The organism is Sorangium sp. KYC3313 (assembly GCF_052075895.1).
Taxonomy (GTDB): Bacteria; Myxococcota_A; Polyangia; order Polyangiales; family Polyangiaceae; genus Sorangium; species Sorangium cellulosum_B.
In genome coordinates this window covers 6,377,166-6,393,800 of the sequence record NZ_CP197255.1, presented here as the reverse complement: position 1 = coordinate 6,393,800, position 16,635 = coordinate 6,377,166, and the positions used below count along the sequence as shown (strand labels likewise).

Here is a 16,635-nt window from a genome sequence, read left to right as displayed (position 1 = left end):
CTGGCTCACGCCGAGGGCCCTCCCCACCTCGCCGCCATCTCCAGCGTCCGCTGGTTCTCCGGTATCGTGAGGAACCGCTCCCTCCACACCGGATCGCTGATCTTCCCCGCCCTCTCCATCAGCCGCTCCCTCGCCGCCGCGATCGCCGCCGCGCAGTCCGCCTCCATCCCGTTCGCCGCCAGCGCCTCCGCGTAGACGTTCCTCACCGCGGACTCCCCCTCCTCGATCGCCCCGAGCGCGTTCAGCATCGAGAACGCCTCCCCCGCCGCCGACAGCGCCTCGTCGAACCTCCCCAGCCCGAGCAGCGCCCTCGCCCTCGCCGCCACCGCCGCCGCGCGCAGCGGCGGCGCGCTCTGCAGGATCTCCGCCGCCGCCCTCGCCTCCTGCTCCGCCCCCTCGAAGTCCCGCGCAAGCAGCGCGATCCGCGCGAGGTACGTCCGCGCGCTCCCCTCCGTGCGCGGATCCCCGAGCCGCTGCGACAGCGCGATCGCCTCGCGCTCGGTCCGCTCCGCCTCCTCGAGCCTCCCCCGGTAGCCGAGGACGTGCCCCAGGTTGCTGAGCGTCGCCACCGCGAGATCGTGCAGCCCCATCCGCTCCGCGCCCGAGAGCGCGCTGCGCAGCACCTCCTCCGCGCCCGCGAAATCCCCGAGCTCCGCGTGCATGTACCCGACGTTCATGCGGAACGCGCACGCGTTGCCGCGGTCGCCCGCGCGCTCGTACGCCGCGAGCGCCGCGGACAGCCCCGCGAGGCACGCGCTGGGATCGCCGTTCACGAGCGCCCGGGCGGACCGCGCCGCGTGCAGCCGCGCCACGACCTCGACCTCCCGCTCCGCGAGGTCCGTCCCGTCGCCCTCGATCGCCTCGATCAGCGCGTCCGCGAACGCGTAGCGCCCCCCGAACACGAGCAGCAGCGCCCCCTCGCCGAGGCACATGTGCTTCGCCACGAGCGCGCCCTCCGCCTCCGCCTCGGCGGCCTGCGCCGCGCTCATCCAGCGCTCCACCCGCTCGAAGCCGCCCAGCTTGCCCGCCGCCATGGCGACGTGCTTGATCGCCGAGAACCACGCCGCGGAGCCGGCGGCCAGCCGCTCCACCGCCTCGGTCCCGCGCTGCTCCGCGAGCGCGAGCTCCCCGCGCCAGACGTGCGCCTCGGCCTCCACGAGGCGCAGCGCGCCGAGCGCCTGCGCGCTCGGGCCGCACGCGACGCCGCGCTCGGCGCGCTCGATCGCCGCGGCGAGGTCCTGCGCCCGCAGCGCCTGCTCCGCCGCGCGGCAGTACGCGGCCGCGGCCCGCGACAGCTCGCCGCCGCGCTCGAAGTGCTCGCCGAGCGCCATCGCGTCCGCCGCGCCCGCGCCCGCGCGCGACAGCCACTCGCCGGCGAGCCGGTGCCCGAGCCGCCGGTCGCCGTCCGTCAGCATCCCGTAGGCCGCCTCCCGCACGATCGCGTGCTGGAAGCCGTACTCCACCTCGCCGGGGAGGCTGCCCTCGCCGCGCCGGGAGATCACCTCGCGCTGCTCCAGCTCGACCAGCTTCGGCGCGACCTGCGCCCCGCCCACGAGCGCCGACACCCCGCCCTGCCAGAACGTCTGCCCGAAGACGCTCGCCGCCCGCAGCGCGCGCCGCGCCTCGATGTCGAGCGCCTCGATGCGCGCCTGCACCATCGCCACCACGGTCTCGGGCAGATCGGCGCCCTTGCCGTCGGCCACCGCGCGGAGCTGCTCCTCCAGGTAGAACGCGTTGCCGTCGGCGCGGTCGACGATCATCGCGAGGAGCTCCGGCGCGACGCCCTCGCCGAGCACCTGGCGCACCAGCCGCTCGCTCGCGCGCCGCGGCAGCCCCGACAGCTGCACCTCGTGGACGCCGCGCCCCGCCCAGAGCTTCGGGAAGAGCTCCCGCACCTCCGGCCGGCCGAGCGCGAGCACCATCAGCCGCTGATCGCCGAGGTTGCGGAGCGCCGAGTCGACGAGCAGCACGCTCGGCAGATCGCCCCAGTGCAGGTCCTCGAGCACGAGCAGCACGGGCCTCGCCGAGCACTCGGCCCTGAGGAGCTCCTCCCAGGCGACGCGGATCTGGTCGCTCATCAGCACGGGGCTGCGCCGCGCCGCCATCAGCTGCACGCTGTCGCCGTCGGGGAACGGCACGCCGACGAGCTCCCCGAGGAACGCCGCGGTGCGCGCCGATTCGGCGTGGCCGTACCGCGCGACGCGCGCGCGGAGCTTGCGCTGCCGCGCCTCGATGGGCTCGCCCTCGAAGAGGCCGATCGCGCGCCGCAGCGCCGGGGCGAGCAGCGCGAAGGCCGAGCCGGCGCTCATCGGGTCGCCGCGCCCGATCCACACCTCCAGGTCCTCGCCGCGGTCGCGGAGCCGCCGGATCAGCTCGGAGCGCAGGCGGGACTTCCCTGCGCCCGCGGGCGCGGTCACGAGCACGGCGCCCGGCGTCGACTCCTCGACGCAGTGCGAGAACGCCGCCTCCAGCAGCGCGAGCTCGCGGTCGCGCCCGACGCACGGCGTCGGCTTGCCGAGCAGGGGCGGCGTGGAGGCGAGCTCCTCGCGCTCGCCGTGCAGGCGGAGGCCGCCCGCGTCGCGGGTCACGTCGAACCGGGCGCCGAGCAGCCCCGCGGTCACCTCGTCCATGCAGACGGCGTCCGCGCGGGCGGGCGCGTGCGCGGGCGGCAGCAGGTGGACCGCGCGGTCGATGAGCTCGCCGACCGGCAGCCGCGCGGACATCTCCGCGCGGCCCGTGACGAGCGCGACCGGCACGCTGCCGAGCAGCGCATTCAGCGCGAGCGCGCAGCGGGCGGACTGCGCCGCGAGGTCGGTCGGGGCGCCGCCGGCGGTGAGCACGATGAGCGGCGAGCGGGACTCCAGGATCTCGAGCTCGCCCTGGTAGCGCTCGGCGACGGCGATGAGCGCCTTGCTGCGCTCCAGGTCCTCCTCCTGGGAGCGCGTCGCCTCGGCGTCGCCGCTCGCGTCGCGCGCGAGCACGAGGCACATCATCTTGCGCTCGTTCGTGGTGATCTCGCCCCCGCGCAGGGTGTTCGACGGGCGGCTGCTCGCGGCGCCGACGCCCGCGTCGTCGAGCGCGAGCAGCTCCGCCGCGACCGCGTCGCCGTCGCGGGGCCGGTCCTTCGGCGGCTTCGCGAGCATGCGCGCGACGAGATCGTCGAGCGCCTCGGGGATGTCCCCGCGCAGCTCCCGGAGCCGCGGCGGCTCCTCGAGGATGACTTTGATGAGCACCGAGAGCCCGTCGGCGCCCTGGAACGCCGAGCGCCCGGTGAGGCACTTGAAGAGCACGCAGCCGAGCGAGAAGACGTCGGCGCGGGGGTCGATGTTCGGCTCGCTGCGGGCCTGCTCCGGCGCCATGTAGCCCGGGGTGCCGAGCATCGTGCCGGGCATGGTGAGGTGCCGGTCCATGGCGCCGAGGCGCACCACACCGAAGTCGATGAGCGTGACCCCCTCGATCGCGCCGCCCACGAGGAGCAGGTTGCTCGGCTTGAGGTCGCGGTGGACGATGCCGGCGCGGTGCACGACGCCGAGCGTCGACGCGATGCGCGACGCGAGCGCGATGCTCTCGGCGATCGTGAGCGAGCTGCGGGTGAGCCGCTCGGTCAGCGTCTCGCCGGCGAGCCACTCCATCGCGAGGTAGGGCTGTCCCGCGTCGGTCGCGCCGTGTGCGATGTAGCGCACGATGCCCGGGTGCCGCAGCGCGGTGAGCGCCTCGAGCGCCTCGACCTCGCGCGCGAACCGGATCGCGTCCTGGAGCCCTCGCCGCTGCAAGACCTTCAGCGCCACCGGCTCGTTCGTGACCAGATCGCAGGCGCGGTAGACGTCCCCCATCCCGCCCGAGCTGGCGAGGCGCTCGATCAGGAAGCGACGGTCGATGACGTCTCCCACGCGCATCCCGGCTCCCCGTCTTACCTGAGATCTCGCATGAGCCTGCTTACAACGGAGTAAACGAACTCGGCCCCGATCGCCAGCGACTCCGCCCGCAGCGGCCGGACGAGGCCGCCCGCCGGCGGCCGCAAGCCCGCCCAGATTGTGATATTCCCAACATCACTCGTCGTAGCGCGGGTGGCGTGCCCCGTGAGCGCCGGCGCCGGAAGGGGCATTTTCACCCTACCGAGGCAAAACGTCCTGTCTGCGGGGGCGCGCGTCACGGGGGCGCATTGCGCTCGTCACCGCGCTTCGGCCCTGTTCGCCATGGCACGACCCCTGCTGAGCTGATGGGATCATGAAGGCGAAGCTCTCGAAGAAGCAAAAGAGGAAGCTCAACAAGCTCGGCCGGAGAGCGCTCCGGCCGGTGGCCGCGGCGGCGAGCCTCGCAGCGGTGTTCGCCGCCGGCCTGTACAGCGGTGAGGCGAGAAACTATCTGAGCAGCGCGAAGACCGCCGTGAGCCGGAAGGTGAGGGCGTGGGCGAGCGCGCTGGGCGGTTTGAAGCGGGCCAGTGGCGTATCGGGGAGAGCTCACCCTGAAGGACGCGCTGAAGAAGCGGCGGCGTGACCGATGAGGCGCGCCGCCGCGGGCCCGCACGAGCGCCTCGCGCCTCGGGCGGTCCTGGGGTAGGTTCGGCCGCCGATGGACACCCGAACTTATTTCCAGGGCAAGAGCGTTCTCATCACCGGCGGCTCGAGCGGCATCGGGCTGTCGTTCGCGAGGCTCGTCGCGGGGTACGGCGCCGCGGTCACGCTGGTGGCGCGCCGCCGCGCCCTCCTCGACGAGGCCGCCGTGGGCATCCGGCGCGAGCACCCCTCCGCGCGGGTCGACGTCCTGGAGCTCGACATCAGCCGGGCGGACGACGTGGCGCGGGCGATGGAGTCGCGGCTCGCCGAGCGGCCGATCGATCACCTCGTGAACAACGCGGGCGTGGTGATGCCGGGGCGCTTCCTCGAGCTGCCGATGGAGCAGTTCCGGGGCATGATGGACGTGAACTTCTTTGGCGCCGTGCACCTGTGCAAGGCGGTGCTCCCGGCGATGGCGGCGCGCGGCGCCGGCCATGTGCTCAACGTCTCGTCGCTCGCGGGCGTGATCGGCATCTACGGGTACACGCCGTACGCGGCGAGCAAGTTCGCGCTGATCGGCTTCTCGCAGGCGCTGCGCGCGGAGATGTGGCCTCACGGCGTGCGGGTGAGCGTGTGCATGCCGCCCGACACCGAAACTCCGCAGCTGGCGTTCGAGAACCAGTACAAGCCGGCGGAGACGAAGGCCATCGCGGGCAACGTGAAGACGCTCGAGCCGGACGCCGTGGCGCGCAGCATGGCCGACGGCATGGCGCGCGGGCGGTTCGAGATCTACCCCGACGTGGGCTCGCGCGTGAGCGCGATCGCGCAGGGGGTCATTCCTGGGGTGGTCCGGTGGGTCTGCGACAGCGCCCAGCGGAAGGCCGGGCCTGCGGTGGGGTGAGCGCGGGCGAGACCGGGCACGCAGGTCGTACGCCGATACGCCGCGGATTTCGGGGATACTCATCGCAACCGCGCTCTCCGGGGGGAGAGCTTCCTGGCTTCTCGAAGTCTGATGGTGTCGCGTAGCGCACGAATGGCCTCTGTGCGTCGCTCGTAGAGGCGCCTCATATCCCGGCTGGATGGCCAACTCCGCATTTACGTGAAGGCGACGGTGGAGCGACTCGGGCTCTCGGCCGAGGCAGGGCGCCTGCGGCGCTGGACCGAGCTGTACGGCGAGAAGCTCGGCGTCCCTGAGGTGAAGAGCGCAGACCCGGCGATCAAGGCCGTGGAGGCATGGCACGAGGCCTACGGCACGCTCCTGGTCCACGTCCACGCCGAGTACGACGACGACAGGGACGAGACACACGCTCCAGGGCTTCCACCGACAGCCTCCTTCTGGTACGTGGGGCCGTCGCCCGGGGCCCTCGCTCCGGAGCGGCCCTTCAGACCGAGGCTCGGCCAAGGAGATCCGCACCCGTGCTAAGGAACACACGCCGTGTCGCCGCGCTCCCGCTGTGCATCGCCCTGCTGGCCGGCGCGGCGGAGGGTCGCGCCGAGGCCCCGCCGGAGGCGGTCGCCCGGCTCATGGCGCAGGCGAACGCGGCCGCTCGCGAAGATCGGCTCGCCGATTCGCGCGACCTGTGGATGGCCGTCTGGCGGCTGGAGCCCGCCCAGGTCGCCGCGTGCAACATCGGGGCGCTGTCGCTCCGGCTCGGCGACGCGCCGGCCGCCGTGCGCTGGCTGTCGCTCTGCCAGGAGATCATGCGCGCGCCCAGGACGCCCGCGGAGCGCGCGCTCGTCGCGTCGCGGCTCAGCGACCTGGCCCGCGCGCGGCAGCTCGCCGGCGAGCTCCACGTCGTCGCCCCCGCGGGCTCGAAGATCACGATCGACGGCGCGCCCGCCGAGATCGAGGGCGACAAGCCCATCCCCGTCGCCCCCGGACACCACGTGGTGCGCGCCGTGCTGGACGGCAACGTCGCGACGGCCGAGATCGACGTGCCGCGCGGCGAGGCGCGGGAAGTCGTGCTCGCGTTCGCTGCCCGGCCCGCCGGCGTCCCTGCGCCGCTCCCAGGCCTCCCGGCCGCGCCCGCAGGCGCGCCGGCGCCGCCCCCCGGCCCCCGCGCCTCCCCCCTCGCCCCCCCGCCTCCCCGGCCCGGGCCGCGGCCGGAGCTCGTCGCCGGCGGCTTCGGGCTCTCCGCCACCCTGGCGGCGATCGGCGGCGTGATGCTCGTCGGCGCGGAGAAGAAGGACGACGCGGGCGACACCGCCGCGCTCTCCGCAGGGCCGAACCGTTGCTTCCGGCTGACCCGGCCGGCTTGCCAGCAGTCGGCGTCGGCCTACGACGACGCGATCGCCTACCGGGGCGTGGGCCTCGCCGGCCTCATCGCGGGAGGGGCCGTCCTGGCCGCCACGCTCGGTTACACGTTCTATCCGCGCGGGCCGGCAGAGATCACGGTGTCGGCCAAGGGGCTTACGTTGACGAGCACGTTTTGATGTGCGCTTCGACCTTGCCCTTGCTCTGATCGAAGGCCGCTCCGCACGCTGCGCGATCTTGCGAAAACTTGCGTGACGGCGGCCGCCTGACCGCGGCATACTGCGCCCCGAGACGACCTGGCAGACGACACCCCGGCGGATTGGGGCCACCTGGGTGCCGGCGCCACAGCCTCGTGCCGGAGGACTGGACGCATGGGTAGACCCATCGCGCGTTGTGCTGCTGCGCTGCTTTTTCTCTTCATCTCGGCGACCTTCCTTGCGTGTGGCGATGGGCCCTACGTGGGCGGAAGGTGCGCGACCACGGACCACTGCCAGTCGGACCAGCAGAATGTGCCGGGCACGATCTGCATCGATGAGCGCTGCGAGTGTGGCGAGCCGGGGAAGGTCATCTGCTGCGCGCGCGGCGACGACAAGCCGAACTGCTTCGAGGAGTGCCGGACCTGCGACGAGTGCGCCGAGGGCACGGAGGAGTGCTCGGGGGTGCCGGTTCCGCCGGGGGGCTGCGAGGGCGACGCGGACTGCGCGGGCCCGCCGGACCCGCGGTGCGGCGTGGGAAGGTGCGTGGACGGCGCGTGCGTCGTGGAGATCGAGCGGGGCCCGATCGCCTCGCAGATCCGCGGCGACTGCAAGGTCGAGGAGTGCACGGCCGACGGCCGCGTGGTCAGCGTGACGGCCGTCGACCCCTACGACGACGGCAACCAGTGCACCCTCGACGCCTGCGACATCGACGAACCGCGACATCTCCTGTTGGATGGTGTCGCATGTCCCGCCTCGGGCGCCGGACGATGCCATGAGGGCGCGTGCGTGCAGTGCGTGGACACAGACCCGACGCCGCTGTGCCCTGGCGGGCTCGCGTGTGATGGTGTCTGGTGCGTGCCGGAGCACTGCGTGAACGGCGCGCGAGATGAGGGGCTCCGCGAGACAGGATTGGACTGCGGCGGTTCATGCCGTCCCTGCCCATCGAGCGAGCGCTGCGAGGCCGCCACGGACTGTGAGAGCGGCGTGTGCACGAACGGAAGCTGCATGATCCCGACGTGCAGCGATGGCGTGAAGAACGGCCGTGAGGCCGGCGTCGACTGCGGCAAGCAATATTGCCCGCGCTGCCCGCCGGGCGGGGGCTGCAAGACCGGCGCAGACTGCCTGAGCGGCGTGTGCTGGAGCGGCGCCTGCGAGGCGCCCACCTGCACCGACGGCGTGAAGAACGGCGACGAGGCCGGCGTCGACTGCGGCGGCGCGGCTTGCGCCGCGGCGTGCCCCGGGTGATCGCGCCGCGGGCAGGAGGCCGACGACGGCCGTGAGCTTCCAGGAGAGCGCGCTGCCCGGTAGGACCTCGCCGCCAGGCTCGTCGACGAGTTGCTTCATCGCGCCGGCCTGCGGGTCGATCCCCGCTCGGACGGCGGCGCTCTCACGCTCTCCATCTCGCGATCTCCCTGACCGTCGTTGATCCCTGAGTCCCTCGGGATCCCACGGGCGCCTCCACCGCCGCGCCATCCGCCGAGCGCGACGACTCAGACGACACGAGTTCACCGGAGACACCACCGTCCCCCTCGTCCGGGCCAGACGCCGGCCACCCTCCACGAACGCGCCGCCGTCGATCAGGGCGCTCCCGCTTGCCTCTCGCGACCACGGCGCCGCATGGACACGGCCAACGCCCGCGCAAGCACCTCGTGCAGGCGATGACGGCGTTCGTGTGGAAACACGGAATCAGCGAAGCATCACGGGAGGACAGGACCGAAAATGACGAGCAAGATCATCTTCAAGTATGCCGCGCTGTGGACATGCACCGCACTTGGCGCGCGTTCGCTCACCGGTTGCGTCGTCGACAGCTCATCTTACCAAGAGACGCCGCAGGACGGAGCCTCGTCAGAGGCTATCCCGGCCCAGGGCGCCCTCAGCCGCCCGCCGCAGGGGGACCTCGCCACGGCGGTGTCCTGGTCTGATTTCCCTCACGTCTGCGACTTCGGCTTCCTCGGGGGCGCGGCGTGCGACCAGTACTGCAAGAGCCAAAGGCACGCAGTGTGCGGCTATTGCGAATGGAATGAAACCGAGCGTAGAGATCAGTGCCAATGCCAATCGGATCCTCAGCGCTGCTCGCAATAGCCGTCGCCCGGCGACGTCCCTGAGGCGTCTCGGCCTCCGGGAGCCCATCTCCAACAGGGCCTCCCTGATTTTTCCGTTTGGGTCGTTCATGCGAGGCGCGACATCGCGACCGGCCTCTGGTCGTACAACGGGCCGGCCATCATCGCGGCCGTCGAGGCGCTCGGAAAGAAGGGCAAGGTCGTCCCGGCCGTGTTCGACGAGGAGGACGCGACGCTCAGCGGCATCGAGAACGGCACCGTGGCCTGCACCGTCGTGCAGCAGCCGCTCCAGTTCGGCTAGCTGTCGAGCAAGTGGATGCACGAGCTCGCGACGAAGGGCGACGCGGCCATGGCCGCCATCCCCAAGGACAAGATGGCCGCCACCGGCGTCGACGTGATCCGCCGAGCCGCGCCCCGTCGAGGCGCCGGCCGCCGGGGCGGAGCAGCCGCCGCGCGATCAGCGGCGCTTCGCCGCGCGGCGGCGCACCCTCGAGAGGGCATGGCGGAAGCCGCTCGCCAGGTTGGCGTGCGTCACCATCGAGCCGACGTCCAGGCCTTGCCGGACCATCATCTGCGCGACCTCCGGCCGGATGCCGACGAGCACCGCCTCGGCGCCGAGCAGCGCGGCCGCCTGCGCCGCCTCGACGAGCCGGGACGCCGCCGTCGCATCGACGAACGCCATGCCGGTGACGTCGATCAGCACGACGTGCGCGCGCTTCGCGTCGATCTCGCGGAGCATCGACGCGATGAAGTCGCCGGAGCGCTGGGCATCCATGACGCCCACGATGGGCATCACGAGGATGCCGTCCGCGATGGGCACCACGGGGCTCGAGAGCTCGCGGATCGTCTGGAGCATCGCCTCCTGCTGCAGGTTGGCGCGCTCGAGCTCTTCGCTCCGCGCGGAGATGCGGCGGAGCAGCCGGGCGTTCTCGACGCCGATCGCCACCGTGCCGGCGACGCGGACCAGGAACGCCACGTCGCACGCGTCGCACGCCTCCCTGCGAGCGCTGCTCAGGACGAGGGCGCCGAGGACGTTGCCGCGGCCTTGCAGCGGCACCGCGATGGCCGTGCGCGCGCCGTCGTGCGCGGCGGGCAGGGCGGCGTCCGCGCCCCCCTCGGCGGGGTCGATCACGACCGGGCGGCCCGACGCGATCGCGCGGCGCACGAGCGAGCGCGCCGGGATCGAGACCTGGTCCTCGACGACGGAGCTCGAGGGGGGCGAGAGCCCGATCATCATGACCTCGATCCCAGGGGCGACGGGCGCGCTCCGAACGCCGTTCCCGGCCGCGGCCCGGCGGGCGGCCTCGAGAGAGAGGTAATCGCTCAGCGCCGTCGACCACGGCGTCTGCTCGAGGGTGACGCAATCGACGCGGGTGTGGACGACACGGGAAGGCGGCAGCTCGGCGAGGGTCGGCCCGACGCCGCGCGTGATCATCCGGTGGATCGTCTCGACGGCGCGGAAGCCCATGTCGTGCTCGCGCTGGACGATCGTCGCGTGGATCGCCCCCTGCCGGAGCAGGGCGACCGTCCGGGCGACGAGATCGAAGCCGACGACCTTGAGATCCCCGGCCCGGCCGAGGGCTCGCGCCGCGCGGCCCCAGGAAGGCCCGTTGTCCGCGGCGGCGCCGAAGGCGCCCGCGATGTCGGACCGCCCCTCGAGCGCCACCATGGCGAGCCTCGTCCCGGCCTCCTGATCCCAGTCGCACGGGATCGTCGGCAGCACCGTGAGGGTCGACCCGAGCGCCGCCGCCCAAAAGCCATCGACGCGCTCGCGGATGTTCAGCGCGAGCCCCACGGCGCCGAGGGACGCGACGACGCCGCCGCCCGGGAGCAGCCGCTTCATCACCTCGGCCGCCAGCCTGCCCGACGCCAGGTTGTCCGTCCCGATGTAGAGCGGCGCCCGGCTGCCCGGGATCGGAGGCGTGTCGATCACGACGACCGGGATGTCCATCTCGGCCGCCCGCCGGAACGCCTCCTCCGCGCTCACGGGGTTGCTGGGCGCGACGATGATGCCGGACATGCGCCGGTCGATCGCCTCGTCGAGCAGGACGCGCTGAGAGCCCTCGCCGTCGCCGCCGTGGCCGGTCCGCCAGTCGATGGAGACGCCGAGGGGCCGCGCGGCGCTGTCGGCGCCGGCGCGGACGTTCTGGAAGTAGGTCGTCGGCTCCGACGCCGGAGCCCTGTAGACGCGGGCGCAGAGGTCGTCTCGCGCGAGCCCAGGGCCGTCCCCGACGCGGTCCTCCTCAAGCAGCCAGATCTCCACCGTGTTCCAGCTCGGATCGAGCTGCACGCTCTTGATGCCGTGAGCGATGGTCTCGATGAGGTCGTGCAGCGCGAGCGTCGTGCCCACCGCGTGGAGCAGCCGCTCGAACAGGCGGATCTCCTGCGCCGCGCTCGCCTTGTCGTCATAGAGCCTGTGCCGCTCCAGCGCATCGCCGGCCGTGCCCGCGAGGACCTCGATCGTGGCGCGGCGCTCCTCGCCCGGAGGCTCCATGGTGGCCTGCTCGAGGGCGAGATAGCCGGCCGGCTCGCCGCACAGCTGGATGGGCGCGACCAGCACCCCGGCGCCTTCGGGGACGCCGCAGCCCGCCTCGATCGCGAAGGGCAGGTACGTCCGGTACCACGCCCGCGCGTCGACGATGCGGCTCGCGTGCGCGCCGTCAGAGGGCGCCGCCGTGCCGAGCGCGCCCTCCTCGACCTCCACGCCGACCGGAACGCGCGAGGAAACCCCAGGAGGCGCGTCGAACCCGACCAGCGCTCGGGCCACGAAGCGGTCGCTCTCGCGGAGCAGCAGGCAGCCGCGCCGCGCGTGCGGGACGACGGCCATGGCCCGCCGCACGGTCTGCTGGAGGACGGCGAGGAGGTCGGGTGCCTGACGCATGCGGATCGTTCGACGATCTCGCCTGGATCCAGGCGGCCTTCAACAAATTCGCGCGTGATCGATCGGGTCAATCGGGGGTGGGAAGAGGCGGCGCGGCCGGGAGGCGGCGCGGCTCGCGCCGGTTACGGCGATACCGCCGCGCCGAACCGCTCGATCGCGCCAGCCGAGCCGAGAGCGACATCGACGCGCTGGCTGCCGGGCACACGCGCCGACACCGCGCGTCGATGGGCGCGAGCGTGGTGCGTCGCGACGGCGTCGCCGCCGGCGAGGAACCGCTCACGGCATCGACTCATGACGGCGCGATCGTGAGCTGGGCGCTCGTGGCACAAACAGGCAGCGACCTCCGCCCGCGCCGCGGGGAGCGCGCCGGCCCGCGTCACACCGGCAGCCGAAGGCCCGCCCCGCTCCGAGCCCCTGTCAGCCCACGGCAAGGAGCGGCGCCCGCGCGGGCCCCGAGCCGCGCCGGGCGCTCCCCCAGCAGCGCTGCCGCAGGCGCGCAGGTTGCAGGGAAAGCGCAAAGATCTCGCGGAGCGGCCATGGATTCCGCTTGCGGACGCCGGCGAAATTTGTGTCATTATTGCGCGGTTACCGTAACAACTTTGCGACGCGCAGCAGCGCGTTGCGCTTGCCCTTGACGACCGAGGAGGCGAGGGTCCTGGACGTCATCGAACGATACGAGTTCAAATACCTGGTACCGGAGCGTCTGGTCCCGGCGATCCGGGCCACCGCGTGCGCGGTCGGCCGGCTGGACCGGTACGCCGGCCCGGGCGGCGTGTACCGCATCCGGTCGCTCTACCTCGACACCCGCGGGTTCGACCTCTACTGGGCCAACGCCCGCGAGCAGCGCGACCGCTTCAAGCTGCGGGTGCGCACCTATCCCGGGAAGACCAGCCCGGCCTTCCTGGAGGTGAAGCGGCGCGTCCAGGATGTGATCATCAAGTCGCGCGCGGCGGTGCCAGCGAGCGAGTGGTGCGATCTGCTCGCGCCCGGCCGCCCCCCCTCGCTCGATCGCCTCTCGCCGGGCGCGCGGAAGGGCGCGGAGAAGTTCATCGGCGCGTTCCACCGCCACGACCTCAGGCCGACGCTCCTGGTCGACTATGAGCGCGAGGCGTACGAGAGCACCCTCGACAGCTACGCGCGCCTGACGTTTGACCGGAAGATCGTCTGTCAGCGCAGGGAAACGATGGATCTCGACGCCTCCGAGGGGGGGTGGCGCCCGGTCGACCACCCCGTCCAGACGCAGACGCCGGAGCCCGTCTGCGTCCTCGAGCTCAAGTTCGAGCGCAGGCCGCCTGCGTGGATGGTGGCGCTCGTGCGGCGCCTCGACCTCGTCCGGCACTCGTTCTCCAAGTACTGCTACGGCGTCACCGCGCAGCTGACGCTCCCGGAGGCGCGGGCGACCCGGGTCGCAGGGTGGCGATGATGGACTGGCTGGCCGCGCTCTCGCACGGCGAGGCCGTCGAGTGGCGCGACGCGCTCGTCGCCCTGCTCGTCGCCTTCGGGCTCACGCAGGGGATCGCCGGCGTTTACATGCTGACGTTCCGCGGCCTCTCGTACTCCCGGACGGTCGTCCAGAGCATGGCGCTCGGCAGCATCATCACGTGCACGCTCATGCTCGCCGTCGGCAACAACATCGCGGCCGGCATCGGGATCGCGGGGGGTGTCTCCGCGATCCGGTTCCGCACCACGATGCGCGACCCGCGCGACGTCGTGTTCGTCTTCGCGTCGCTCACCATCGGCATGGCGAGCGGCGCGCGGGCCTACGGCGCGGCGATCGCGGGGGCGGCGATGTTCGGCGTCGCGACGCTCTTGCTCCACGTCACCGGCTACGGGTCGCGCCGGCAGCCGGACGGGCTGCTCCGGTTCGTGGCGCCGGCCGGCCAGGCCGGCGCGGAGATCGCCGGCCCGATCGCGGGCGTCCTCCGCGACCACTGCGGCACCTTCTCGCTCGTGACCCTGCGCGAGGCGGCGCAGGGCACCGTCATGGAGCACGCCTACCAGATCCGCATTCGCCACCCCGACATGCGGGCCGGCCTCGTGACGAGCCTGCAGGCGCTGCCCGGCGTGGCGGACGTGAGCCTGATGCTCCAGGAGCCGACGCTGGACCTCTGACCACGGCGACGCGCCACATCAACTGGTGCGTAGGCAGCAATCTCACCAGGGCGCGTCAGGTCGCGGCCGCACCGTGGTGGCCGTGCTAACAGAGCGCATGCACAAGAGTCGCCTGGCTGGGCTCATCATCGACTGCCGAACCGACGATCTCGATGGCGCCGCCCGCTTCTGGAGCGCGGCGCTGGGAATGCGATCGCGCGGCCAGGACGGCGAGGCCTACGTCCGCCTGGACGCGTCTGCGCGCGATCTTTCGGTCGAGGTGCAGAGCGTGAAGCACGGGAGCCGCGTTCACCTCGACATCGAGACCGACAACGTCGAAGCCGAGGTGCGCCGCCTCGAGCGGCTCGGCGCCAAGCGGGTCACGCAGGCCTCGACGTGGTGGGTGCTCGAGGCGCCGACCGGCCAGCGCTTCTGCGTGGTGAAGACCCATCATCCGGACGCGCAGGGCTTCTCCACGTGGGACGACGAAGGGAACCCCGTGTAGAAGCGGCGGCCCTGGCCTCGACGCCCACCATGGGCGACTCATTAGCTCGTGTAATTCACCATCACGTCGCATTCAAACGGACTCCCGCCGAGCGCCCACGGCGGCGGGAGATCTACCCGCCGCGCAAGAGGACGCAGAGCGCGCAGTTCGCGCGCTGGCCGATGTGCCGGGGTGGCCGCGCTGGCCGGCCATCCTGGACCACCGGGCGGCCACGCCACGGGACAAAGCCACGGCCAACAGCCCTGTAGCCCGGCTTTTCCGGGGTACGGGAGCAGGCCGAGATCTTGCAATGCCTCCGGATGGCTCCCGACGCTCGCGAGAAATCGAGGCGAGCCCGGGTCAGCATCAATTTTGGCCCACGTCTGTAGGCTGATGTAGCCAAACGTGGGAAGAGGTCAACGTGCGTATCCTGGGTTTCACGGTACTGACACTGCTCGGCGTTGCGACCTTGAGCTGCACCGGTCCCTCGGACAGCGGTGGGAGCGGCGGGAGCGGCGGGAGCGGGGGCGGAGCTGGAGGCGACGCCCGGCACGTCGAGATTCCCGAGCAGCCGGCGGAGATGTCCGACCCGCTGCCTGTCGAGACGCCGGCGACGGAGGCGGAGAACTCGGACCCGCTGCCGGTCGAGCCTCCGGCCGCAGAGGACGACGAGCCGCTGGAGCAGCCGGCGATGCTCGAGGTGCCGATCGCGCTGCCCGGCTCGACCCAGGGCTGCCCCGACGGGATGGTGCGGGTGGAGGGCGAGTATTGCAGCGCCGTGGTGCAGGAATGCCTCGAGTACCATCCCGAATGGACAAAGCGCCACGGCGAGCCGGGGGTCGCCGCCCGATGCTTGCGATTCCGCGAGCCGTCGCGGTGCGTCGCCGAGAAGACCGAGCACCTCTCGTTCTGCATGGACCGGTACGAGTACCCGAATGTCCCCGGCGCGCTGCCGCGCACGCTGACCTCGTGGGAGCAAGCCGCCGAGCTCTGCGCGGAGCAGGGCAAGCGGCTCTGCACCGAGGCCGAGTTCAATTTCGCCTGCGAAGGCCCCGAATCGCTGCCCTACGTCTACGGCTACGAGCGGAATGCCGAGACGTGCAATCAGGACCGGGACTACCGCTTTCCAGACCACTCGCAGCGGCTGCTCCACTACGCAGCGTGCCAGCAGAACGCGCGATGCGCCGCCGAGCTCGCGCGCCTGGACGGCCGCGAGCCGGCCGGCGGGCGCGCGGAGTGCGCCTCGTGGGCGGGCGTCTTCGACCTGAACGGCAACGTCAACGAGTGGGTGGTGCGCACCGATCAGAAGGCCCCTTACCGCAGCGGGCTCAAGGGCGGATGGTGGGGTCCGATCCGGAGCCAGTGCCGCCCGATGACGACCTTTCACAAGGAAGACGACTACGGCTACGAGGTCGGCTTCCGCTGCTGCGCGGACGCCGAGACACACCCCGCGGGGTGAGCGAGGGCCGCGGGCCACACATCCGCCCGGGCTTCTAGCGCGCGCGGCGCGCGTCGAGCCGTGCTATGCGAGCCGGATGTCCAGAGACGTCGAGCTCCAGTGTCGCTGCGGAAAGGTCCATGGATGGCTGCGCGGTGCATCGCCGGACGCTGTGAACCGCGCCGTCTGCTACTGCGACGACTGTCAGGCGTTCCTGCACCACCTCGGCCGCGCCGACCTGCTCGATGAGCAGGGCGGCACGGACATCGTGCAGGTGGCTCCTTCGGCGGTCTCGTTCGACCGCGGCGACGAGCTCATCGTCGCCGCGCGCCTGGCACCCAAGGGCATCTATCGCTGGTACGCGAGCTGCTGCAAGACGCCGCTCGGCAACACGTTGACGCCGCGGCTGCCGTTCGTCGGCATCGTCACCGAGCTGTTCCAGCAAGCGCCGAGCGCGCGCCCGTGCGACGAGGTCTTCGGCGCGCCGCGCGGCAGGATCCTGGGCAAGTTCGCCATCGGCGAGCCGCCGCCCGGGTCGCTGAGGCCGAGCGTGCGCTTCCTCGCGCACGTGGCCCGGAAGCTGCTCGGCTGGAAGCTCCGCGGCAAGGCGTGGCCGCATCCGTTCTTCGATCGCGCGAGCGGCAATCCGAAGTACCCCATCACGGTGCTGTCCGCGGCCGAGCGCGAGGCGCTGCGCCCGCTGTGCGGCCCGCGCCCCGCGCGCGCGTGACGGG

13 protein-coding genes are annotated in these 16,635 nt (G+C 72.5%); 10 read left to right on the top strand and 3 right to left on the bottom strand.

Annotation, left to right across the window (positions count from 1 at the left end; translation table 11 throughout):
- Positions 1–5: 5 nt before the first annotated feature.
- Entirely contained in the window at positions 6–3,896 is a 3,891-nt protein-coding gene (locus tag ACSRUE_RS24935; protein WP_441285772.1) for a serine/threonine-protein kinase, read from the bottom strand.
- 331 nt (positions 3,897–4,227) lie between these two features.
- Between ACSRUE_RS24935 and ACSRUE_RS24930 the strand changes: the two genes are divergently transcribed.
- The 5 genes from ACSRUE_RS24930 to ACSRUE_RS24910 all read left to right on the top strand — a co-directional run bounded on the left by ACSRUE_RS24930 (position 4,228) and on the right by ACSRUE_RS24910 (position 8,192).
- Positions 4,228–4,497, top strand: coding sequence for a hypothetical protein (locus ACSRUE_RS24930; protein ID WP_437766688.1), 270 nt, complete (start codon positions 4,228–4,230; stop codon positions 4,495–4,497).
- Positions 4,498–4,572: 75 nt separating this feature from the next.
- Positions 4,573–5,397 carry an SDR family oxidoreductase gene (locus ACSRUE_RS24925; protein ID WP_441285771.1) on the top strand — a complete coding sequence of 275 codons (825 nt, stop codon included), beginning with the start codon at positions 4,573–4,575 and terminating at the stop codon, positions 5,395–5,397.
- Between the two features lie 210 nt (positions 5,398–5,607).
- On the top strand, positions 5,608–5,919 hold the full coding sequence (locus tag ACSRUE_RS24920) for a hypothetical protein (protein WP_441285770.1): 312 nt from the start codon (positions 5,608–5,610) through the stop codon (positions 5,917–5,919).
- Complete coding sequence (locus tag ACSRUE_RS24915; RefSeq protein ID WP_441285769.1) at positions 5,913–6,929, top strand: hypothetical protein; 1,017 nt, start codon at positions 5,913–5,915, stop codon at positions 6,927–6,929. The genes ACSRUE_RS24920 and ACSRUE_RS24915 overlap by 7 nt, the downstream gene beginning before the upstream one ends.
- Positions 6,930–7,121: 192 nt before the next feature.
- A complete protein-coding gene (locus ACSRUE_RS24910) occupies positions 7,122–8,192 on the top strand; it encodes a hypothetical protein (RefSeq protein WP_441285768.1) in 1,071 nt (356 codons plus the stop codon).
- 1,272 nt (positions 8,193–9,464) lie between these two features.
- On the opposite strand, the gene ACSRUE_RS24905 is transcribed toward ACSRUE_RS24910, so the two are convergent.
- Together ACSRUE_RS24905 and ACSRUE_RS24900 are read right to left on the bottom strand one after the other, a co-directional pair.
- A complete protein-coding gene (locus ACSRUE_RS24905) occupies positions 9,465–11,888 on the bottom strand; it encodes a substrate-binding domain-containing protein (protein ID WP_441285767.1) in 2,424 nt (807 codons plus the stop codon).
- Between the two features lie 122 nt (positions 11,889–12,010).
- The gene (locus ACSRUE_RS24900; protein WP_441285766.1) at positions 12,011–12,181 is read right to left on the bottom strand and encodes a hypothetical protein; all 171 of its coding nucleotides are present in this window, start codon (positions 12,179–12,181) and stop codon (positions 12,011–12,013) included.
- Positions 12,182–12,513: 332 nt separating this feature from the next.
- Between ACSRUE_RS24900 and ACSRUE_RS24895 the strand changes: the two genes are divergently transcribed.
- From ACSRUE_RS24895 to ACSRUE_RS24875, 5 genes are all read left to right on the top strand, one after another.
- Positions 12,514–13,311, top strand: coding sequence for a polyphosphate polymerase domain-containing protein (locus ACSRUE_RS24895; protein WP_441285765.1), 798 nt, complete (start codon positions 12,514–12,516; stop codon positions 13,309–13,311).
- The gene (locus ACSRUE_RS24890; protein WP_441285764.1) at positions 13,308–14,000 is read left to right on the top strand and encodes a DUF4956 domain-containing protein; all 693 of its coding nucleotides are present in this window, start codon (positions 13,308–13,310) and stop codon (positions 13,998–14,000) included. Before ACSRUE_RS24895 ends, ACSRUE_RS24890 begins: the two co-directional genes overlap by 4 nt.
- Positions 14,001–14,097: 97 nt before the next feature.
- Positions 14,098–14,484 (top strand): VOC family protein, encoded by a 387-nt coding sequence (locus tag ACSRUE_RS24885; RefSeq protein WP_437766681.1) that lies wholly within the window; start codon positions 14,098–14,100, stop codon positions 14,482–14,484.
- A gap of 559 nt (positions 14,485–15,043) precedes the next feature.
- Positions 15,044–15,922 (top strand): SUMF1/EgtB/PvdO family nonheme iron enzyme, encoded by an 879-nt coding sequence (locus tag ACSRUE_RS24880; protein ID WP_441285763.1) that lies wholly within the window; start codon positions 15,044–15,046, stop codon positions 15,920–15,922.
- A 76-nt stretch (positions 15,923–15,998) separates the two neighbouring features.
- Positions 15,999–16,631 carry a DUF6151 family protein gene (locus ACSRUE_RS24875; protein ID WP_437766678.1) on the top strand — a complete coding sequence of 211 codons (633 nt, stop codon included), beginning with the start codon at positions 15,999–16,001 and terminating at the stop codon, positions 16,629–16,631.
- Positions 16,632–16,635: the final 4 nt, after the last annotated feature.